21 protein-coding genes and 1 riboswitch are annotated in these 22,450 nt (G+C 43.7%); of the genes, 10 read left to right on the forward strand and 11 right to left on the reverse strand.

Annotation, left to right across the window (positions count from 1 at the left end):
* The 4 genes from RCH62_RS04630 to RCH62_RS04645 all read right to left on the reverse strand — a co-directional run.
* Window positions 1-154, reverse strand: a 154-nt coding sequence (locus RCH62_RS04630) for a DUF4649 family protein (protein ID WP_306474750.1), incomplete at its 3' end; no start/stop codon positions are given.
* Window positions 155-611: 457 nt separating this feature from the next.
* On the reverse strand, window positions 612-881 hold the full coding sequence (gene rpsO / locus RCH62_RS04635) for a 30S ribosomal protein S15 (RefSeq protein ID WP_001018251.1): 270 nt from the start codon (window positions 879-881) through the stop codon (window positions 612-614).
* Window positions 882-1,082: 201 nt separating this feature from the next.
* Window positions 1,083-1,511: a hypothetical protein gene (locus tag RCH62_RS04640; protein ID WP_306474736.1), complete on the reverse strand. Its 429-nt coding sequence runs from the start codon at window positions 1,509-1,511 to the stop codon at window positions 1,083-1,085.
* 56 nt (window positions 1,512-1,567) lie between these two features.
* Complete coding sequence (locus RCH62_RS04645) at window positions 1,568-2,296, reverse strand: pseudouridine synthase (RefSeq protein ID WP_306474737.1); 729 nt, start codon at window positions 2,294-2,296, stop codon at window positions 1,568-1,570.
* Window positions 2,297-2,467: 171 nt separating this feature from the next.
* On the opposite strand from RCH62_RS04645, the gene def reads away from it, so the two are divergent.
* Window positions 2,468-3,082 carry a peptide deformylase gene (def, locus tag RCH62_RS04650; protein ID WP_048688441.1) on the forward strand — a complete coding sequence of 205 codons (615 nt, stop codon included), beginning with the start codon at window positions 2,468-2,470 and terminating at the stop codon, window positions 3,080-3,082.
* Window positions 3,083-3,348: 266 nt separating this feature from the next.
* Here def and RCH62_RS04655 read toward each other — a convergent pair whose 3' ends face one another.
* On the reverse strand, window positions 3,349-4,200 hold the full coding sequence (locus RCH62_RS04655; RefSeq protein ID WP_048715175.1) for a mechanosensitive ion channel family protein: 852 nt from the start codon (window positions 4,198-4,200) through the stop codon (window positions 3,349-3,351).
* A 149-nt stretch (window positions 4,201-4,349) separates the two neighbouring features.
* Between RCH62_RS04655 and sstT the strand changes: the two genes are divergently transcribed.
* Complete coding sequence (gene sstT, locus RCH62_RS04660; RefSeq protein ID WP_048688436.1) at window positions 4,350-5,567, forward strand: serine/threonine transporter SstT; 1,218 nt, start codon at window positions 4,350-4,352, stop codon at window positions 5,565-5,567.
* A gap of 29 nt (window positions 5,568-5,596) precedes the next feature.
* On the opposite strand, the gene RCH62_RS04665 is transcribed toward sstT, so the two are convergent.
* The 5 genes from RCH62_RS04665 to zapA form a co-directional block, all read right to left on the reverse strand.
* Entirely contained in the window at window positions 5,597-6,937 is a 1,341-nt protein-coding gene (locus tag RCH62_RS04665; protein ID WP_048715177.1) for a sodium:alanine symporter family protein, read from the reverse strand.
* 156 nt (window positions 6,938-7,093) lie between these two features.
* Window positions 7,094-7,184: riboswitch (glycine riboswitch) on the reverse strand.
* Window positions 7,185-7,320: 136 nt separating this feature from the next.
* On the reverse strand, window positions 7,321-8,739 hold the full coding sequence (locus RCH62_RS04670) for a C69 family dipeptidase (RefSeq protein ID WP_048688430.1): 1,419 nt from the start codon (window positions 8,737-8,739) through the stop codon (window positions 7,321-7,323).
* Window positions 8,740-8,819: 80 nt separating this feature from the next.
* On the reverse strand, window positions 8,820-11,156 hold the full coding sequence (locus tag RCH62_RS04675; RefSeq protein ID WP_048688427.1) for an endonuclease MutS2: 2,337 nt from the start codon (window positions 11,154-11,156) through the stop codon (window positions 8,820-8,822).
* A gap of 96 nt (window positions 11,157-11,252) precedes the next feature.
* Window positions 11,253-11,807, reverse strand: a complete 555-nt coding sequence (locus RCH62_RS04680) for a CvpA family protein (RefSeq protein WP_306474738.1) — start codon at window positions 11,805-11,807, stop codon at window positions 11,253-11,255.
* 10 nt (window positions 11,808-11,817) lie between these two features.
* Window positions 11,818-12,108: a cell division protein ZapA gene (gene zapA, locus RCH62_RS04685; RefSeq protein WP_006595572.1), complete on the reverse strand. Its 291-nt coding sequence runs from the start codon at window positions 12,106-12,108 to the stop codon at window positions 11,818-11,820.
* 153 nt (window positions 12,109-12,261) lie between these two features.
* On the opposite strand from zapA, the gene RCH62_RS04690 reads away from it, so the two are divergent.
* From RCH62_RS04690 to RCH62_RS04705, 4 genes are all read left to right on the forward strand, one after another.
* Complete coding sequence (locus tag RCH62_RS04690) at window positions 12,262-12,741, forward strand: glutathione peroxidase (protein WP_306474739.1); 480 nt, start codon at window positions 12,262-12,264, stop codon at window positions 12,739-12,741.
* Between the two features lie 55 nt (window positions 12,742-12,796).
* Window positions 12,797-13,687, forward strand: a complete 891-nt coding sequence (gene rnhC, locus RCH62_RS04695) for a ribonuclease HIII (protein ID WP_306474740.1) — start codon at window positions 12,797-12,799, stop codon at window positions 13,685-13,687.
* A 3-nt stretch (window positions 13,688-13,690) separates the two neighbouring features.
* Window positions 13,691-14,329, forward strand: a complete 639-nt coding sequence (gene lepB / locus RCH62_RS04700; RefSeq protein WP_048688413.1) for a signal peptidase I — start codon at window positions 13,691-13,693, stop codon at window positions 14,327-14,329.
* Between the two features lie 93 nt (window positions 14,330-14,422).
* Window positions 14,423-16,858: an ATP-dependent RecD-like DNA helicase gene (locus RCH62_RS04705; RefSeq protein ID WP_306474741.1), complete on the forward strand. Its 2,436-nt coding sequence runs from the start codon at window positions 14,423-14,425 to the stop codon at window positions 16,856-16,858.
* 28 nt (window positions 16,859-16,886) lie between these two features.
* On the opposite strand, the gene dinB is transcribed toward RCH62_RS04705, so the two are convergent.
* Window positions 16,887-17,999, reverse strand: coding sequence for a DNA polymerase IV (gene dinB / locus RCH62_RS04710; RefSeq protein WP_195611103.1), 1,113 nt, complete (start codon window positions 17,997-17,999; stop codon window positions 16,887-16,889).
* A gap of 225 nt (window positions 18,000-18,224) precedes the next feature.
* Here dinB and pflB point away from each other — a divergent pair, with 225 nt between their 5' ends.
* The 4 genes from pflB (at window position 18,225) to RCH62_RS04730 (ending at window position 22,248) form a co-directional block, all read left to right on the forward strand.
* Window positions 18,225-20,540 (forward strand): formate C-acetyltransferase, encoded by a 2,316-nt coding sequence (pflB, locus tag RCH62_RS04715; protein ID WP_306474742.1) that lies wholly within the window; start codon window positions 18,225-18,227, stop codon window positions 20,538-20,540.
* A gap of 140 nt (window positions 20,541-20,680) precedes the next feature.
* Window positions 20,681-21,439, forward strand: coding sequence for a threonine/serine exporter family protein (locus RCH62_RS04720; RefSeq protein WP_023024440.1), 759 nt, complete (start codon window positions 20,681-20,683; stop codon window positions 21,437-21,439).
* 4 nt (window positions 21,440-21,443) lie between these two features.
* On the forward strand, window positions 21,444-21,911 hold the full coding sequence (locus RCH62_RS04725; protein WP_048715193.1) for a threonine/serine exporter family protein: 468 nt from the start codon (window positions 21,444-21,446) through the stop codon (window positions 21,909-21,911).
* A gap of 106 nt (window positions 21,912-22,017) precedes the next feature.
* Entirely contained in the window at window positions 22,018-22,248 is a 231-nt protein-coding gene (locus RCH62_RS04730) for a hypothetical protein (RefSeq protein WP_306474743.1), read from the forward strand.
* Window positions 22,249-22,450 lie beyond the last annotated feature (202 nt).

The raw sequence follows: 22,450 nt of genomic DNA on the forward strand, positions 1-22,450 counted from the left end.
CGAGTTCGTGCCCATTATAGGTCAATTTTTGTACGGGATAGTAATCCGCTACACCGATCAAGCAGGTCTGTTGGGAGTGTTCAAATTCTTCATAGGAATCAAAATGCATGACTCTTTCTTGTTTTGCACCATCTAGATATGTAATATCAATCATATCGATAACCTCTATTTCTTAAGATGTGTCTATTGTAACTCTGTTAATTACATCTGTCAAACAAAACGACTTACTCAGAATCATGAATCTTGTCCAAAAAAGGCAAGAAAAAAAAACTCTGAATTCAGAGGGATCTATTCTTACTGGATAAAACGTTTCTAGACAAGGCGACAAACCGAAGATTGTACTAGATTTCTTCTGAAAACAAAAAATCTCCCCGAAGGGAGATAGATCTGGTCTATTTTACCTTACGATGCTAGGAACCGAAGCCGAAGATTATACTATAATTCTAGTCAAAAAGAAAAGCTACTCTACAATAGAGTAACTTAACTTTTTTGTATTCAATTGAACACGGCCTAAGCACTTGGCAAAAAAGATAAAATCTCCTAGAAGCTGAAGCTTCTTCGTCAATTTTTCTATTTTTGCTTTGTGCTTTTGACGGCCTTTGTATCTTGAATTAACGACGAAGTCCAAGAGAGTTGATTAACTCACGGTAACGGTTAACGTCGTTCTTACGAAGGTAAGCCAACAAGTTACGACGGCGACCGATTTTCTTCATCAAACCACGGTAAGTAGCGTGGTCTTTTTTGTGTTGTTTGATGTGTTCGTTCAAGTGGTTGATTTCCCAAGTAAGGACAGCAACTTGTACTTCTACTGAACCAGTGTCACCTTCGTGACGTGCGTATTGTGCAATGATTTCATTTTTTTTCTCTTTTGAGATTGCCATGATAAGCTCCTTTTCTTTATGCTCTATCCGAGTGGCAGGTTTGGCATAGCCTGCTACCAAGAAAGAGTTAGTTGTCTATTCGACCTATTCATTCTACCAGGATTGATCCCGTTTGTCAAACAAATAGAAAATACAGTAGCTTGATGATTTTAAAAATTAGTTTGTACATAAACTTAAGTAAGAAAAAACATCTCTATAATATCAACTCACTCGTTGGATATCAAGTAACCCTATTGTAGAAAGCTTAGACAGATCCCCTTCGTCAATACCAATATCTTTCCTCATCGCAATGAGTAATTGAAAATATTTAGTATTTTGATCCTCTTGTGAAGCGAAACCTCCCCATGTTTGAATATATTCATTTAACGTATAAACTACTTCCACACTGCCAATCATGTTTACTATATTTATTTTAGAAATAATTTGTTCAAAATTAACTCCTGGATTCTTCAACACTATTGTTAATAGATCTATTAATTCTACATAGTTTTGTAACTTAATATTTCTATTGTCTTCTTTTAACTTATTTTTATTGTCAATTTTCTTATTTATCATATTAGGAACAATTGAAATCAATGCACCAACAATAACTGGCATTAAAACTATAAATAAATTATTAAAGTAATTCACTACAAACTCCTTATATATTGTAATTATCCAATTTTTAACTTTAACATTGCACTAACTTAAAGTTTGACCCCAAATACACTGATAGATTTCAATTCAGACTCATTCAGCCGTCTCCAGTCCCCAAGCTCTAAATTTGGATCTAGACTCAATGGCCCCATGGAAATCCGCTCGAGATCGGTGACTTCCTTGCCACAAGCTGCGACCATGCGCTTGACCTGGTGGAATTTTCCTTCAGCGATGCGGATCTGAACCAAGCAACTATTAGCTTCTCGATCAACTTCCAACATTTCCAACTCAGCTGGCAGGGTGGTGAAATCCTTCAATTCTATTCCTTCTTTGAAGCGGACGACATCTTCCTGGGTCATGATGCCAGCTACTTGGGCACGGTAGACCTTGTCCACATGTTTCTTAGGCGATAACATAGCATGAGCCAACTTACCATTATTGGTCAAGAGGAGTAAGCCATGGGTATCGATATCTAGCCGTCCGACAGGAAAGACTTCCTTGCGTCTGGCCGTGTCATCTAGCAAATCTATGACTGTTTGATGGCGGTCATCTTCCGTTGCTGAAATGACCCCTTTGGGTTTATTGAGCAGATAGTATACAAACTTTTCATGGAATAAACTTTCTCCCAGATAGGTCACTTGATCCTTATCTGGATCAATATGAACCTTGGCAGATGTTTCCTCCTTTCCATTGACTTGAATCTTTTTTTGCTTGAGGACTTGCTTGACTTCTGTCCGACTTCCCACTCCACAGTCCACTAAATATTTATCTAGACGCATGCTTGTCTCCTTCATTCTTCTAATCATTATACCATGAACCGGACTAGGATTCTTCCCTTTTCTAGTTTACAGTCCGTCTAGTCCATTTGCACTCCTCAATCAATTGGCAAACTTTCATTCTAAAAGGATTTATGATATGATGGTTTCTAGAAAAAAGGAGTGAATGAGAATATGTCTGCAATCGAAACCATTACAAAAGCTGCCCATCTAATTGATATGAATGATATTATCCGCGAAGGCCACCCAACTTTACGTGCTATCGCTGAAGAGGTCACTTTCCCACTGTCAGATCAAGACATTATCCTAGGGGAAAAAATGATGCAGTTCTTGCACCATTCACAGGATCCTGTCATGGCGGAAAAATTGGGTCTCCGAGGTGGAGTTGGACTCGCTGCCCCTCAGTTGGACATTTCTAAGCGCATCATTGCCGTTCTCGTCCCAAATCCAGAGGACGAAGAAGGAAATCCTCCAAAAGAAGCCTACTCCATCCAAGAAGTCATGTACAATCCTAAAATTGTCTCCCACTCAGTCCAAGATGCGGCTCTAGGAGATGGGGAAGGGTGTCTCTCTGTAGACCGCAATGTTCCTGGTTATGTGGTTCGCCACGCGCGTGTAACGGTAGACTACTATGACAAGACCGGAGAAAAACACCGTATCAAACTCAAAGGTTACAACTCCATCGTTGTCCAGCACGAAATCGATCACATCAATGGCGTTATGTTCTACGATCGTATCAATCCGAAGGATCCTTTCGCTGTTAAAGATGGTATGCTTATTTTAGAATAAGAAAAAAGTATTTTTAAAAACTTTCCTTAGGTGAGTGCGGACGCCAGCGAACTTCTACGAAGTTCCATGACTAATTATTGAGCCTAAGGTCTCAATAATTCCGAGTGCTTGAAATCACTGTATTTCAAGCACTTTTTTCACGGCGGAAAGTTTCATATCTACTTAAAAGATTCAAAGTAATAGAAATTATTTTTTAAACATTATCTAGCTATTTTAAGTAGAAAAGTTTGTCTACATTCTAAAAAAAGACCGATGGGTCTTTTTTCTTATGGTGTGACAGAGAAAGTGGTTAGAATCTCGATGCCATTTTGTAAGAGGGCATCATGATAGAGTTTGTAATAAAGATGGTAAATGGCCACTTGGCTTCCCGACTGGACCATCATGGCGACGCGGAAGGAATAACGGCCTGTCCCCTTTTCGATTTGAGGGCCTAAAATCGTCGGACCATCTAAGATTTCTGGATGCTTTTGGGCTTGTTCATCGTTGACTTGCTGGAAGATTTGATAAATCTTGTCTAGGTCAGTTTGAGCTGAAATTGGCATATCGATGAGGACGCGCTGGTTCCCCCGAGAGAGATTGCTGACAACCATAATATTGCGATTGGGTACATAATGCAAGGTCCCATCTGCGTCTCGCACCTGAGTCGTCCGAATGCCCACACTAGAGACGGTTCCAGCGATGGTAATCGGACCATTGGTCAAACGAACGGTATCTCCGACGTCTATCTGACGTTCCAGAAGAATAAAGAACCCATTGACCAAGTCTGATAGGAAGCCCTGTGCTCCTAACCCGATGGCAACTCCGGCAATTCCAGCACCCGCTAAGAGACTAGAGACTGGCAAGCCCAAGATAGAAAGAATCCAGTAGATCAGGATAAAATAAAGACAGTAATTTAACAGACTCTCTACCAAGCGCAGGATGGTATTCTTACGCGCTTCGTCTTGGCCTACATAATTCAGAGAAGGCTTCAAGATGCGTTTCACCAAACTATGGATTAGTTTTTTTGCAAGAAAAAATAAAACAAATAAAATAGCTAACGAAATCAATTTTGAAACCAATTCATCCATGATCTTGGTCCAATCAAACTGACTGACATAGCGGGAAAAAATATTCTTCATACCTTCTATCAATCTCCTTCTCTTTTTCTAATGGTTTGATTATATCAGATTTTAGGCTATAGAACCACTAACCTCCTCTTATACTCACCTTGATTTTAAGATTTAACTATCGTATAATGGACGGTAAACTTTCAATAAAGGAGGTCCTTATGGTTAAACGACTCATTCAAACTTGGAACAAAACCAACCTGATGAAGCGGATTGCAATCGGAATCTTCGTTGGAGCCCTTTTAGCTCTGCTACTTCCTAAAGCATCTGCAATTGGTCTATTAGGGGAAATCTTTGTAGGGGGCTTGCGGGCTATTGCTCCTCTTCTAGTCTTCGCCCTTGTCGCTAACGCCCTCTCCCAACACCAAAAGGGAACTCAAACCAATATGAAATCAGTCATTGTCCTCTACCTCCTGGGAACTTTTGCGGCAGCCTTGGTAGCGGTCCTGGTGAACTATCTCTTTCCTATTACCATTTCTTTAACAGGAACTAGTGCTGAAGGAACTTCTCCCGATGGACTAGGGGAAGTCATCAGCAACCTTCTCTTAAAAATCGTGGACAACCCGCTCAATGCCCTTATTCAGGCTAATTATATCGGGATTCTATCCTGGGCCGTCGTCTTTGGTGTTGCTATGAGAGAAGCGAGTGAGCACAGCAAGGACCTCCTTCAAACCCTGGCAGATATCACTTCCAAGATTGTCGAATGGATCATTAACCTTGCGCCATTTGGAATTCTAGGCTTGGTCTATACAACGATTGCAGGACAAGGCTTTGATGGACTTAAGAGCTATGGCCTCCTCTTACTTCTCTTGGTTGGCACCATGTTCTTCGTCGCTCTAGTTATCAACCCGATTTTTGTCTACATCATGATTCGCAAAAATCCTTATCCGCTCGTCTTCAAATGTCTACGAGTCAGTGGACTGACTGCTTTCTTTACTAGAAGCTCTGCTGCTAACATCCCTGTCAATATGAAGCTCTGTAAGGAACTAGGTCTTAACCCTGATACTTACTCGGTCTCTATCCCTCTGGGATCTACTATTAACATGGCCGGAGCTGCCGTTACCATTAATACCCTGACCCTAGCTGCTGTCAACACCTTAGGCATTCAGGTCGATTTTGGGACTGCCCTGGTCCTCAGTATCGTTGCAGCTGTTTCAGCTTGTGGGGCTTCTGGAGTAGCCGGTGGCTCCCTCCTCTTGATTCCTGTCGCCTGCAGCCTCTTTGGTATCGACAATGATATCGCTATGCAAGTGGTTAGTGTAGGCTTCATTATCGGTGTTATCCAAGATTCTTGTGAAACAGCCCTTAACTCATCGACAGACGTCCTCTTTACAGCCATTTCTGAAATGAAAGATTGGCCCAAAGAAAAACGCTATTAAGACAGAAAGACCAGATCACACGATCTGGTCTATTTCTTTTTCTTAAAATATCGTTTGCTTTCCTTTATAACAATAGGCGATAAGGCTAACAAGGCGATGAGATTCGGCAAGGCCATCAGTCCATTCACAATATCAGCAATGATCCAGACCAACTCCAACTGAAGAAAGCCTCCTACTCCCACCATCAGGATAAACAGAAGACGGTAATAGGGAATGAGTTTGACACCCGCCAAAAATTCGACACAGCGTTCACCATAATAAGACCAACCCAAAATGGTCGTCGTCGCAAACAAGACCAAACAAAGGGTCAGAATGATCCCACCGATGTGGCCAAAGGTCGAGATAAAGACCTGTTGGGTCAAATCACTTCCAACTTGCTCCACTGTTGTCCACTGGCCAGATACTAAAATAGCTAGACCAGTTAAGCTACAAATAATTATGGTATCGATGAAGGTCCCGGTCATAGAAATCAAACCTTGCTCCACTGGCTCTTCCGTCTTCGCTGCAGCTGCTGCAATCGGCGCCGATCCCAGTCCTGACTCATTAGAGAACACTCCACGCGCCACCCCTTTTTGAATCGCCTCTTTCACCAAGGCTCCTGAAAAACCACCGATAGCCGCGGTTCCTGTAAAAGCACCTTGGAAAACTTGAGATAGAACGGTCGGCACTTGGTCCATATTCAAGACAATAATATAAACTGTCGCAAAGATATAGGCTGCAGCCATAAAAGGAACCACCTTTTCGGAAACCTTGGAAATCCAATGAATTCCCCCAAATATGACAGCCGAAACGATTCCTGCAATGACCAGACTAGCGACTTGAGGGGAAAGTTGAAAACTAGTCTTCAAAGCGCCCGTAATGGCATTCACCTGGGTCATGGTTCCAATCCCAAAGAGAGCCACCAAGACACCTGCCAGGGCAAAGAAGATGGCAAGGGGGCGCCACTTCTCCCCCATCCCATGGAGAATGTAGTACATCGGACCACCAGAAATATGACCATTGTCATCCTTGGTCCGGTAGCGAATGGCCAACAAACCTTCTGCATACTTGGTCGCCATCCCAAAGAAAGCCGCCATCCACATCCAAAAGAGGGCACCTGGACCTCCTGTCTGAATAGCTGTCGCTACTCCGACAATATTTCCTGTCCCAACTGTCGCCGCCAAGGCTGTTGCCAAGGCTCCGAAGCTAGAGATATCCCCTTCTCCTTGATCTTCTGTAAAAATGAGCCGAAAGGCTTGGGGTAAACGAAAAACTTGAAGCAAGCCCAAGCGGAAGCTCATATAAATCCCAGTCCCCACCAAGAGGATCAAAAGGGGAGCCCCCCAGACCACATTATCTACTTGTTTAAAAAATGCCAGCCAATTTGTCATCCTTATCTATTTCTCCTTTTATCATTTGTCTAGCTTTAGAAAGGGATAGCCATCCACTTCCTCCACATCATCCAAGCAATCATCCAAAGAGAAAAAGAAAGAGCACATGTCAAAACATGTACTCTGGTGCTCCAAATAAAAACCAAAAAGGCTTCTATCTTTTGCTCTGTCCTTTTACCTGAGAGTTTGAGTAGAATGCTCTACCTTGCCCCTTCGGTGCCTTTACGGTCTCTCCAGAGTTCCGTCCATTTCACAGTCATAGGAAGGCCCTACTTCTGAAAAACTTCATCCGGTATGATGTTCAATTTGTTCTATTTTAGCATAATTTGAAAAGAAAATCAATATTTTCAGAAACTATCATGAAATAGTACAACTTGGTCCAACTAGTCACTCAAAGAGAAATGGTTGGTCATCAGGTTACTAGCATCCAACAAGACCTTATCCAATAAGCAATCCGTCGCTTCTTGAATCTGATCACTCATTTCCTGATTTTCTCTTTCGAAATCAACGGTTTGTCCTGCTGCCAAGGCTTGATCCACTCGTCCAATCCGGGCATGCCCAAGGGCCATAGTGCTTTCTTGGTAATCTTCTAAATCTCCAACATGATGACTATAGTGGGCATCTGCCAGACCAGCAATGATTCGATTGGTCCAATAGAAGGAATCTGTCGTCACTTTTTCTGTCGTATTGGCAAAATAATCCGGTGTCGTATCGACCTGGGTAAAGAAAGGAACGGCCGTATTGAAAGGCATTGACCCATAGCAAAGCCATTGAATCCCGGTTGTCTCTTGAGGACGATTTGGCCGCAACTGGAGAATGGCCGTCTGGCTGGTCCGGTTAATGCCAATGGTACGGAAGGTCCGACGACTATGACTATCCCCTTCTAAAGCGTAAGGATCATAGGCTGAATCCTGGTAGTGACTGCTGAGGACATATTTGACATCTTCAATCGTAATCTTGCGGTAAGGTTTTTGACACCAAGGAAGGAAGAAGGAACGAGGATCTTGCTCCACTTCTGGGTTGAGGAATCGTTGAATATCCCAAGCCCGTGGCGTGTTGTAATGGCGGTCCTTATCTCGTTGGCTCCCAAAAGCATAACGAGGGTTAAAAGACGAACCGTCAAAATCCAAGGCCAGGTGATGGCGTTCCACAAAATCTTTCAAGTCTGGGTCACATAAAAACTCTTCCGGGCGATCAAACTCAAAGCGATCACTTCCCAATTGATTGGGATTGGTCACATAGGCATCGTCTGGCACACGGCGGGCCATCCAGTGATGACCACCGATGGTTTCCAACCACCAGATCTCATTGACATCGCTGATAGCTACTCCGTTAGACTCATAGGTTCCGTATTCTTCTAGGATTTTCCCCAAGCGAAGCACTCCTTCTCGGGCAGTCTGGACATAAGGAAGGACCAAGGTCAGCATGTCTTCCTCCCCAATTCCACTTTCCACCAGAGGGTCCGCCCCCAAGACTCGGCTATTGGTCGTAATGGTCTCTGTCTCACTCATAGCCACATTGTACCGATTGATCCCCGCTTCTCCCCAGATACCATCTTTTGGAATGGCATCTGGAACAGCTGTGTAACGAACAGGGTTATCTGGCAGGTCTATCTCAAAAGGAGATAGGACCGACCGATAATGACGGGGTTGATCCTCTGGCTGAACAACGATAAATTTCTTAGGAGTAAACACTCCGTTTTGAGAGTCTTCCGTGCGAGCTACAATGGTTGAACCATCATAACTGGCATCTTTTCCGACAAGTATGGTAGTACAAGAATCGGACGAACGATTAGGGGTCATATGCTTTCCTTCTTTCCGTTTAAACTGACTGTATTATAGCAAAAAGCGTGCCTGATTAAAAGGCACGACTGACTCTTTGCTTATTTAAAGGTCACAATTGTCGCTCCGCTTCCTCCTGCATTTTGAGGAGCGTACTCGAAGCTTTTGACATGCTTATTGCGACGGAGGTACTTGGTAACTCCTTCCCGGATGACCCCAGTTCCGATACCGTGGATGATATCGACTTGGGCCATATTATTGAGAAGGGCTTGGTCGATAAAGCTGTCCAATTCTTCCATGGCTTCCTCATACCGTTTGCCACGAAGGTCCAAGCGAGCCCGAGGTCCATTGGCATTGGAACGTTTGACTACGTGGACCTGGCGTTTTTTCGGTTGAGAAGCATCTTTTTCAGCTTTCAACAGATTAAATTCTTTTTCTTCCAAGGTCATCTTGATCAGTCCCACTTGGGCTTCCCAACGACCATCCTTGAGCTGCTTGGTAAGACTTCCTCTTTGTCCATAGCTGATGACCAAGATCTCGTCTCCGACTTTTGGAGCACGGGCTTTCTTAGCCTGTTTCAAGACCTTGTTTTTCGATAGATCGACTGTTTCTGGGGCCAATTTTTTCAACTGAGACTTGGCTTCAATAATTTCATGGGGCTTGAGTTGCGATTTGGCATGAAGACCTTGCAAAATCTGATCGCTTTCTGCTAGAGCAAGATCCACAATTTCTTGCGCTTCTTTACGCGCCTTGTTGAGCTCTGTTTCCCGCTCTCGGGTCAACTCATTGTACAATTTCTTGAGGACGCGGTTGAATTTCAGATTTTCCTGTTCAACATCTCGGATGGACTCGAGTCGTTTGCGACTTTCTAGGGTCTGAGCTTCCAACTTTTCAATGATGCGGTTGACATCCCGATCCTGATTGGTCAACCCCTGCGCTTGACGAACAATCACTTCTGACAAGCCTAGACGACGCGCGATTTCAAAGGCATTGGAACGTCCTGGTACCCCCTGCATAAACCGATAGGTCGGACGCAGGCTGTCCGTATCAAATTCCATGCTGGCATTTTGAACACCAAGTGTCTCAATCCCATAGGCCTTAAGTTCTGGATAGTGGGTGGTCGCCATGGTCTTGATCCCTCGTAAGCGGAGATCTTCTAGGATGGCGATCGCCAGTGAAGCCCCTTCCTGAGGATCCGTTCCAGCTCCCAACTCATCCAGCAAGACCAAGGATTCCTCATCGACCTGCTCCAAAATAGAGACAATATTGGTCATGTGACTGGAGAAGGTAGACAGGCTCTGCTCGATCGACTGCTCATCCCCGATATCAGAGAAGATTTGCGTGAAGACAGCTACCTTACTCCCAGCATCTGCTAGGATTGGCAAGCCCGACTGGGCCATTAATTGGGCTAGTCCCAGGGTCTTGAGCATGATGGTCTTCCCACCCGTATTCGGTCCGGTAATCACAATCTCTGTGAGGTCTTTGCCAAAGTGGATATCATTAGGAACAGCCTTCTCAATCAAGGGATGGCGAACCTGCAAGAGCTGAATCTCCCCTTGATCTGACAAGGTTGGAATAGTTCCTTTTCGGTCCTGTAAAAAGCGATGTTTGGCCCGAACGAGGTCAATATGACCGATCAGCCAAGCATTGTTTCGGATTTCCCCCGCATGAGGACGAAGGAGGTTTGAAATTTCTTCCAAGATCCGGAGCATCTCGAAGCGTTCATCTGCACGATGGTTGGCAATATCTTCATTAAGATTGACGACCGCTCGAGGTTCGATATAGACGGTATTTCCACTGGCTGAAATATCGTGCACCACACCGGCAATCCGATTGCGGTAGGTGTTTTTGACTGGCAAGACATTTCGTCCATTCCGACTCGCTACGACCTGATCAGCCAGCATTTCGGACTTGGTCTTCAACAATTCTTGTAAAATGTCTCGCACTTGGTGTTCATTCTCTTGAATCCGTCGACGAATTTTTGCCAAGGTTTCACTGGCAAAGTTTTCAATAAATCCTGCCTCATTAATGGCATGGAGACTTCCCTGCAACTGTGGAAGGTCGACTAGATTTTCAAATATCCGATCCAGTTTTTCCAAGCGGACATTTTCTAATTCATCATAAAAATTTCGCAATTCATGGGTCACGCGCAGGACTTTCTTGACCGCTAACAATTCATCGATATTGAGCGATGTTTCTAGTTCTAAACGCTTGGTCACTGGACGAATTTCTTGGATGGTGGGCACGCTAAAGTGCGGATGCTCCACAAATATCTGAGCCATATCCGCCATTTCAAGAAAGGCGGTTTCAATTGCTTCTTTTTTTGTAAGTGGGGCTAATTCCTGCAACTCCACTTCGCCCTGCTCCGTTTGCAAATAGGGCTCTACTAAGTTTTTGACTTTTTGAAACTCTAAGGTTTCGAGAATTTTTTGATTCATGTTTCTCCACAACAGAAAAGGAGGCTGATTTTGGTCTGAGCCTCCCCTTCCTTTCTATAATATCTCTCATGAACTGTTAGACATGATGAGAAGTGATTACGCACCTAAGATTTTTACAACCCAAAGTTGTTTCAAGAGGCCTGCTGTAAGGGGGCTATACTGCACCATAAATCGAATGAGGAAACTTCCATGGAGTCGATCTTGAATGGCCGCCATGGGGATGGTTGACAAAATCGTGAATCCCATTTGCAGAACAAAGTAGGTCACAAGTACAGCTAACACACCACTGGTAATCTGAAACGGATACTCCTCCCATTTTTCAGGCGTTGGAATTAAGGGAATAAAGAGTCCAATCACTCGACCCATCGCATAGACTAAAACAAACAAGATGAAATAAGCCAAACCAGCGTAAAAAACTTTGTCTAAGTGAAAGAGTTGATCTGCACCATAAAAATAGGTTTTTGAAGCTTGTGTTGCACTCGAAAATGGGATCCATAGACTAATGGTTTTTGCCAAGGACTGATAGCCTGATCCTGCGACCAACATGGCCACAACCATGGTGAAAAAATAATATCCTTGAAGCAAAATCCCTCGTGAATACCCAATATAAAAACTCCAAGCTAGGATGAATAAAATCAGGATTGAAAACATGCAACTCCCCTTAATTAGATGATCTACCGACCAGGCCATCTAGGGCCTTGCGACGAAAGTCTTCCAATTCTTTTTCCTTATCGTCAAACTCAATCTCACGACTCAATTGTGTTGATAAACTATTGATTGCTAGTAAAATAGCCAGGGTCTCATCATCAGCAACTGGCATTTGTTCTTTAATCGCTTCATATTTTTCCTTCGCGACCCGTTCAACTTCTTCCATGAAGAGATTATCATGATTAGTTGTTAGAGTCAGCGATTTATTACCGAAAGTAAATTTGTATCTATTTAAGCTGGACATAAAAAATCACCTCACGATATTATATCAAAATATAGCCTGCTTGTCAGTAGAAAAATCCCCTTCCTATAGGAGGTATTGGAGGCAGTAGGCCACGGTTTATCTTTTTTTCCCCAAGCATGATACAATAGAGAAAGTAGGAAAGGACGTAAAAAAATGAATATTTATGATTTCTCTATAGAAGCCCAAGACGGGAGCACCATCCCCCTAGAAACCTATCGAGGGCATGTGCTTCTCATCGTCAATACAGCAACAGGTTGTGGTCTGACGCCTCAATACCAGGGATTGCAAGAGCTCTATGAGCGCTACCATAACCAAGGTTTTGAAATCCTTGACTTTCCATGCAATCAATTTATGGGCCAAGCGCCGGGCAATGCTGAAGAAATCAATCAGTTTTGTAGCCTCCATTACCAAACCAGCTTCCCACGCTTCGCAAAAATAAAAGTCAATGGGAAAGAAGCCAGTCCCCTTTACCAATGGCTCAAAGAACAAGCTAGTGGTCCCTTGGGCTCCCGTATTGAATGGAATTTCGCCAAATTCTTGATCGATCGCCAAGGCCAGGTCGTCCATCGCTTCTCTTCAAAAACCGATCCTCAAGCAATTGAAGCAAAGCTAAAAGAAATCCTTTCAGACTAAATTCGTTTGGTCTTTTTCTGGCCTTTCATAGAGCATTTATGTTACAATAAGGGCTATGGAAACAATCACATTGTCCCCTCAAAATGAGGACATCCAAGCATTTGTTCGTCAGTACCAAGACCATTTGGTGCCTTCAAAAAATCCATATATCCGATATTTTTTTAAGGCTCCTGATGCAACCATTTCGATTTACACATCAGGAAAGGTTGTCTTACAAGGTAATCAGGCCACGCGCTATGCTGCCTTTTTCGGTTACCAGCAAGATCCGATAGACCAAGCACTTGCCGGACAAGACTTCCCCTTAATCGGAACGGATGAAGTTGGAAACGGCTCTTACTTTGGAGGGCTTGCCGTAGTAGCTTCACTAGTCAGCCCGGAGCAACATGCCCGCTTAAAAAGTCTAGGAGTTGGGGATTCTAAAACCCTGGATGATCGAAAAATTCGAGCTCTCGCACCGATCCTCAAAAAAGAAATCCCACATCAGGCCTTGCTGCTGACACCTAAGAAATACAATCAGGTCATCGCCTCTGGCTACAATGCGGTATCTGTCAAGGTCGCCCTCCACAATCAAGCTATTTTTTTGCTCTTGCAACAAGGGGCAAAAGCTCAAAAAATTGTGGTAGATGCCTTTACGACCAAGAAAAACTATGATCGCTATGTTCAGGCAGAAGCGAATCAGGTCCCACAAGTCGTCACCCTAGAAGAAAAGGCCGAAGGAAAATACCTGGCGGTAGCTGTGAGTTCCATTATCGCTCGCGATCTCTTCCTCCAAAATCTGGAAGAATTGAGTCAAGAACTAGGCTATACCCTTCCTAGTGGAGCTGGTATTCCCTCAGATAAGGTTGCTGCTCAACTATTACAGGCCTATGGCATTCAAGCCCTTGACTACAGTGCCAAACTTCACTTTAAAAATACAGAAAAAGCAAAAAAATTAATAGAAAGATAAAGCATGAAACGTTCAAAAAAATCAAATAATCCAGTCCGTTCTTTCCTGAAAGAATGGGCGCTCTTCGGCCTCATTATTGGAGGCATTATTCTCTCTCGTATTTATCTGTGGACGCCTGTCCGTGTCGATGGCCATTCTATGGATCCGACCTTGGCAGATAGTGAATACCTTCTCGTTATCAATAAACTGCCTATCGACCGTTTTGATATCGTGGTCGCTAGTGAAACAGAAAATGGAAAAACCAAAGAAATCGTTAAACGGGTCATTGGACTCCCTGGTGAGACCATCGAGTACAAAAACGATGTCCTCTATATCAACGGCAAAGAAACTGACGAGCCTTACTTGAAAGACTACATTCAAAAATTTAAAGAAGATAAATTGCAATCAACCTATTCTGGAAAAGGGTTCGAAGAAAATGGAGAACTCTTCCGCCAAATGGCACAGATTGCCGAAGCTTTCACCGTTGATAGAGATGGAAGTGCGACCTTCACGAAAAAGCTCTTGGATGATGAGTATCTACTCCTTGGTGATGATCGAATCGTTTCAAAAGATAGCCGCCAGGTGGGGGCTTTCAAGAAGGAACAAATCAAAGGGGAAGCCGTCCTTCGCCTCTGGCCACTCCTTCCATTCCAGACTTATTAACCCATGATGAGGTTGGGACTCTTGTTCCAATCTCTTTCAATATCTTCATGAGAGATAAGCTCTCTCAGACCATTACTTAAAAGGAAACTCTGCATGGAATACTATTTCTCAGGAACCATTGAGCGGGTCATTTTTGAAAATCAAAGTAGTTTTTTCCGTATCTTATTGTTGGATATCAATGATACAGATGCAGAGGACTATGATGACTTTGACATTATCGTCACTGGAACGATGGCAGATATCGTCGAAGGAGAAGATTATACCTTCTGGGGAGAACTGGTCCATCATCCGAAATATGGCCAACAGTTGCAAATGAATCGCTATGAACGAGCCAAACCCACTAGCAAAGGCTTGGTGAAATACTTTTCTAGCGACCATTTTAAAGGGATCGGACTCAAAACGGCCCAAAAAATCGTGGATCTCTATGGCGAGGATACCATTGATAAAATTCTGCAAGCACCTGAAAAACTGGCCTCTATCTCCGGACTTTCTAAAAAGAATCGCGAGGCCTTTGTCGAAAAACTACAGCTCAACTATGGTACGGAACGCGTCCTCGCCCAACTTGCTAACTATGGCATCCCTAATAAACTAGCCTTCCAAATCCAGGATTTCTACAAGGAAGAAACCTTGCAAATCGTCGAATCAGCTCCTTATCAACTGGTCGAAGATATTCAAGGAATGGGCTTTAAAATTGCCGACCAATTAGCAGAAGAATTAGGGATTGCCAGTGATGCACCTGAACGCTTCCGAGCAGGACTGGTTCATAGTCTTTTAACCCTCTCCTTAGAAACAGGGGACACCTACGTTGAAGCCAAAGAATTGCTCCAAGCCACCATCCAACTCTTAGAAGCATCTCGTCCAGTCGAGCTCGATCCAGCCAGCGTCGCCCAAGAATTGGCCAGTCTCATCGAAGAAGACAAGGTGCAAAACATTGACACTAAGATTTTCAACAACAGCCTCTTCTTTGCAGAAGAAGGGATCCGAAGCCATATCGGTCGCCTGTTAGAAAAAGGAAAGCAAGAATCTTTCGAAGCAGAAAAAATCGAACAAACGATCGATGACATTGAAGAAGATCTCCATATCCACTACGATCCCATCCAACGGAAGGCTATCCGGGAAGCCATCCAGCAAAAGGTCTTCGTGCTAACAGGTGGACCAGGAACAGGGAAAACAACCGTTATCAATGGAATTATCGGAACCTATGCCCGCCTGCACCAATTGGATCTTCGGAAAAAATCTCAATTACCAATCCTCTTAGCTGCTCCAACCGGTCGAGCAGCCCGTCGAATGAGTGAACTGACAGGTCTTCCGAGCGCCACCATTCATCGTCACTTAGGAATGACGGGAGACGACGACACGAGCCACTTGGATGATTATCTCGATGCGGATTTTGTCATTGTCGATGAATTCTCTATGGTGGATACTTGGCTGGCCAATCAGCTTCTCAGCAATATCTCCTCCAATACCAAACTCTTAATCGTTGGAGATGCCGATCAGCTTCCTTCTGTGAGTCCTGGGCAAGTCTTGTCCGATCTCCTACAGATCCCCAGCATCCCTCAAGTCAAACTGGAACACATCTTCCGTCAAAGTGAAGATTCGACTATCGTCACTTTGGCCAGTCAGATTCGCAAAGGCCAACTGCCTCCTGATTTCACAGAGAAAAAACCTGATCGTTCCTACTTTGAAGCACCGAGTGAGCTCATCGCTCCCATGATTGAAAAAATTACCAGCGCTGCTCTTCGCAACGGCATTCCGGCTCGAGACATCCAGGTCCTCGCTCCGATGTATCGAGGTTCTGCAGGCATTGACCAGATTAACAGTCTCATGCAAGAGCTCCTCAATCCATTAGAAACGGGTGCTCTATTCTTTCAAGCACTGGACTGTCAGTATCGAAATGGTGACAAGGTCATCCACCTGGTCAATGATGCCGAAAGCAATGTCTTTAACGGAGATATTGGCTACATCACCGACCTCTTGCCAGCTAAGTATACCGAATCCAAACAAGATGAACTCACCATCCAATTTGATGGCAATGAATTGGTCTACCCCCGCAATGAATGGTACAAGATTCGCCTGGCTTATGCCATGAGCATCCACAAGTCACAGGGAAGCGAATTTCCTGTGGTCATCCTTCCTCTGACCAATCAGAGCCGCCGCATGCTCCAGCGCAATCTGATCTACACAGCCATTACCCGTTCGAAAAGCAAACTCATCCTCCTGGGAGAATACACTGCATTTGACTTTGCGACAAAGAATACCGGAACCGCTCGAAAAACCTATCTGATTGAGCGTTTTTCGGATGGGATTCCTCAAGGTAGAGACTCTGCCTCACAGAGCCCTGTCCACCTGGAAGAGCCCATTAAAAAAGCTGAGCCCCAAAGGGAGCCTGTCTCAATTGAAAACCACTCTGACCCACCTGCTTCCCCAACTTCTCAACAAGGCTATCGATTAACAGAGGACAACTACTTAAGCATTGATCCCATGATTGGCCTCACAGAGGAAGAAATTCAACAGTTCTTCAAAAACTAGCTAAAAATTCCCCGTAGGTCAAGTATACCTACGGGGTTTCTTCTATTAGAGATCCTGCATATGATTCCTGAGACTCGGAAGAAAAATTAGTGAGGGTCACCCCTAAAAGGCGAATACCTGAGGAGTTACTTTCTAGGCTCTGGTAGAGCTCCTGGGCAAGTCTCTGAATGACTTCAGGGTCTCTGGTTGCTTCCTCTAAACTTCGTCTCTTGGTCAAGGTCGTAAAATCGGCATAACGAATCTTTAGCACCAAGGTCTTACCAATTTTCTGATGCTTGGCCAAACTGCTCGCTACCTTTTCAGATAGGTTGGTTAATTCTTTTAGCACATCATCCTCGGCCACCAGCAATTTTCGATAGGTGCGTTCCTTCCCAATGGACTTGCGAATGCGATTGCTCTTAACCGGACTATTATGAATCCCCCGAGCCTTTCGATAGAGATCAAAACCAAAACGACCGAAGTGATCGATGAGAGTCATTTCCGGCACTTCTAAGAGATCTGCACCAGTATAAATTCCCAAATCATGAAGTCGCTCCACTGTCCGTTTCCCCACACCATGAAACTTAGCAACATCCAGCTGACTTAAAAAGTCTTGAGCTTGCTCGGGTAAAATGACGGTCAGTCCCTGAGGCTTCTGGTAATCACTGGCAATTTTTGCTAGAAACTTATTGTAGGAAACTCCGGCAGAAGCAGTTAGGTGCAATTCATTCCAAATAGCATGCTGAATCAAGCGAGCTACCTTGACAGCAGACTGAAGACCAAGCTTATTGTTGGTCACATCCAGATAGGCTTCATCAATGCTCATAGGCTCAATCAGATCGGTGTAGCGTTTAAATATTTCTCTGACTTGGAGACCGACTGCCTGGTACTTCTCGTAGTTTCCAGGGATGAAAACTGCCTGAGGACACCGTTCATAGGCCTCTTTGGAACTCATAGCCGAATGGACACCATATTTTCTGGCTTCGTAATTACAAGTCGACACCACTCCTCTTCCGCCAGACAAACGGGGATCATGGCCAATAATGACAGGCTTTCCCTTCAATTCAGGATGGTCACGCTCTTCAACGGACGCAAAAAAGGCATCCATATCGATATGAATGATTTTACGGCTCGTATCATTGACTAAAGGAAATATGAGCATGGGCAACCTCCTCTTTCATTATATCCCTATCAACGATTTTTTCCTACTAATTTTCACTTCTCCCAAGACAAAAATATAATACAGTTTATCCATATATCCCCTTCTGTATTATAAAAGAATCCAAAATCTTTTTGCTATTCCCTTTGTGAAACCGATTTCCATATGGTATACTACTATTGTAAGTGCAACAGATTTGTTGCTAGAAAGACAAAAGAGGATTTAAACATGGTTGTTAAAACAGTTGTTGAAGCACAAGACATTTTTGACAAAGCCTGGGAAGGCTTCCAAGGTGAAGACTGGAAAGAAAGAGCCAGTGTCTCACGCTTTGTACAAGCTAACTACACTCCATATGATGGAGACGAAAGCTTCCTAGCTGGCCCAACAGAACGTTCACTTCACATCAAGAAGATTGTTGAAGAAACAAAAGCACACTACGAAGAAACTCGTTTCCCATACGATAACCGTCCAACATCTATCGCTGATATCGCAGCTGGATATATCGACAAAGAAAACGAAGTCATCTTCGGTATCCAAAATGATGAATTGTTCAAATTGAACTTCATGCCTCGTGGTGGTATCCGTATGGCGGAAACTACTTTGAAAGAAAATGGATATGAGCCAGATCCAGCTGTGCATGAAATCTTCACTAAATATGTAACAACAGTTAACGACGGTATCTTCCGTGCTTATACTACAAACATCCGTCGTGCACGTCACGCTCACACAGTAACTGGTCTTCCAGATGCATACTCACGTGGACGTATCATCGGGGTTTATGCTCGTTTGGCCCTTTACGGAGCTGACTACTTGATGGCTGAAAAAGCAAACGACTGGAACGCGATTACTGAAATCGATGAAGAATCAATCCGTCTTCGTGAAGAAGTAAACCTTCAATACCAAGCACTTCAAGAAGTTGTTAAATTGGGTGACCTTTATGGTGTAGACGTACGTCGTCCTGCCTTCGATACAAAAGAAGCAATCCAATGGACAAACATCGCCTTCATGGCTGTCTGCCGTGTGATCAACGGTGCTGCTACTTCTCTTGGACGTGTGCCAATCGTTTTGGATATCTACGCTGAACGTGACTTGGCTCGTGGTACTTACACTGAATCAGAAATCCAAGAATTCGTTGACGATTTCGTTATGAAATTGCGTACTGTTAAATTTGCTCGTACAAAAGCTTACGACCAATTGTACTCAGGTGACCCAACCTTCATCACAACTTCTATGGCTGGTATGGGTAACGACGGACGTCACCGTGTTACTAAGATGGACTACCGTTTCTTGAACACTTTGGACAACATCGGTAACTCTCCAGAACCAAACTTGACAGTTCTTTGGACTGACAAATTACCATACAGCTTCCGTCGCTACTGTATGCACATGAGCCACAAACACTCTTCTATCCAATACGAAGGTGTAACTACTATGGCTAAAGACGGATACGGTGAAATGAGCTGTATCTCATGTTGTGTATCTCCACTTGACCCAGAAAACGAAGAACAACGCCACAACATCCAATACTTCGGTGCTCGTGTAAACGTTCTTAAAGCTCTTCTTACTGGTTTGAACGGTGGTTACGACGATGTTCATAAAGACTACAAAGTATTTGACATCGATCCTATCCGTGACGAAGTTCTTGAATTCGAATCTGTTAAAGCAAACTTTGAAAAATCTCTTGACTGGTTGACTGACACTTATGTAGATGCTTTGAACATCATCCACTACATGACTGATAAGTACAACTACGAAGCAGTTCAAATGGCCTTCTTGCCAACTCACCAACGCGCTAACATGGGATTCGGTATCTGTGGATTCGCTAACACTGTTGATACTTTGTCAGCAATCAAATACGCTACTGTTAAACCAATCCGTGACGAAGATGGCTACATCTACGATTACGAAACAATCGGTGAATACCCACGTTGGGGTGAAGATGACCCACGTTCTAACGAATTGGCAGAATGGTTGATCGAAGCTTACACTACTCGTCTTCGCAGCCACAAGCTTTACAAGAACGCTGAAGCAACTGTGTCACTTCTTACCATCACTTCTAACGTTGCTTACTCTAAACAAACTGGTAACTCACCAGTCCACAAAGGGGTATACCTCAACGAAGATGGTTCTGTGAACATGTCTAAATTGGAATTCTTCTCACCAGGTGCTAACCCATCTAACAAAGCTAAAGGTGGATGGTTGCAAAACTTGAACTCACTTGCTAGCCTTGACTTTGGTTACGCAGCTGACGGTATCTCATTGACAACTCAAGTATCACCACGTGCTCTTGGTAAAACTCGTGACGAACAAGTAGACAACTTGGTAACTATCCTTGATGGATACTTCGAAAACGGTGGACAACACGTTAACTTGAACGTTATGGACTTGTCAGACGTTTACGAAAAGATCATGAGCGGTGAAGATGTTATCGTACGTATCTCTGGATACTGTGTAAACACTAAATACCTCACTCCAGAACAAAAAACTGAATTGACACAACGTGTCTTCCACGAAGTTCTTTCTATGGACGATGCATTGAGCTAAGATTCAAATAGATTTTTCAAACCAGCCGGAAACGGCTGGTTTTTTCTTGTCCTGTCTTGACTAAATCCGTGGTAACACTAGTACAAATCAGTGAAATTTTGATATAATGGAGACAATCTATTAACAGAACAGGAAGAACAATGGAAGCGTCTAAAGATATGGACCGCGTGATTGACGTCCTCATGTTGGCAGGAACCCTCCTTTTAGAGAGTGGTTCTGAAATCCATCGGGTGGAGGATACCATGATCCGGATTGCTCATTCTCAAGGAATCGATGATTGCAATGCCTTAGCGATGCCAGTCGCTATTTTCTTTTCAATCGAAAATGCCAATATCACGCGGATGAAGCGGATCCTGCGGACCAATTACAATATCGAGAAGGTCTGTGATGTCAATCAGATTTCTCGCCAATTAGTCTCTGGGCACATCAATCTCGAAGAAGCCTACCAAGCCTTGATCCAATTGAAGCAGAAGGCAGTCCCTTATACCAATCTCCAGTTAACCATCGCGGCAACTCTTAGTGCCCCTTTTTTCTCCATTATGTTTGGCGGGAATTTTTATGATGCGATAGGAGCAGGTATTGCGACCGTCTTTGCCTTTGCTTTCTCTCTAGTCGTTGAGAAATACGTGCGCATCCCTTTTGCCACTGCTTTTGCGGCAGCCTTTGTCTTTGGCTTTTTGGCCCATATTTGGTCTCAATATAGTGGTTTTCCTTCCAATACCGATCTCATTATTGCCGGTTGTGTCATGCCTTTCGTTCCTGGGATTGCCATGACCAATGCCGTCAGGGATCTGATGAACAACCACCTCAACTCGGGGATGAGTAAACTCTTTGAGACCCTGCTCATTACTCTTGCCCTTGGTGCCGGAACGACCGTCGCTCTTGTCCTTATGAAATAGAATCATGAACCTAATCGAATTTTTAATCCAAGCGGTGGCAAGTTTGATTGCCATCATTACCTTTTTAATCGTCCTCAACGTGCAACGTTCCATGCTAATCCCTGGAGGAATTTTAGGGATGGCTATTTGGTTGCTCTACTATATCTTGAAAGGACCTACCAATGTTATTATCGCGACGTTTATTGCAGCGATTGTGGGTTCTTGTATCAGTCAAATTTTAAGTATTATCTATAAGACGCCTGTCGTTGTCTTTATGCTGGCTATTCTTGCTCCCTTGGTTCCTGGATATATTTCCTATCGGACCACCTATTTCTTTGTTAGTGGCCAATATCGCCAGGCAGTGACCAGCGTGACTCTGGTTGTTATTCTGGCCTTGGTCATCTCTATCGGGATGGCTAGCGGATCTGTCATCTTGAAACTCTACCATTCCTACCAACGCTACCAAAAAAGAAAAATGACCAATGCCAACTAGCATTGGTTTTTCAAATTTTATAAGTGTAATCGCTTGCATTTTTATTTAAAAGGAATACAATGATAGTGAAAAAACAAATCCTTTAGAGTATGCGAGGTGTTGCATCATGGTAAGCAAGTATATCAAGTATCTTCCTTGGGGGATTTTAGGAGCAATCAACTCCTATCTAGAAGCAACTAACTATGCACGCAATTCATTTGACTTGTTCTTTCTGACCTTGAACTTTCTGATTGTATACATCGCTATCATCGTCTTCTACGAAAGGGTTCTAGAAGATAAATGTAAAGAACTCTTCACACGGGTTATGAGGAACCCTAAGAAGGATAAGCAAGCCTAACAGTTGAAGAGAGTGAGACAGAAATCGGTCATTCGTTAGAATTCGATTTCATCGTCCCACCTCCGCACAGTTGAGTAGGGCTGTAAAAGCTGATGAAATCAGCGTAGTAGAGCCCACTCAACCACTGCGTCTTGCTCGATAATCCAAAGACAATTGAGAGGCTAGGACTTTTGTCCCAGCCTCTTTTGATTTTCATCCGCTC

Origin of the sequence: Streptococcus sp. (assembly GCF_030825805.1) — a bacterium.
GTDB lineage: Bacteria > Bacillota > Bacilli > Lactobacillales > Streptococcaceae > Streptococcus.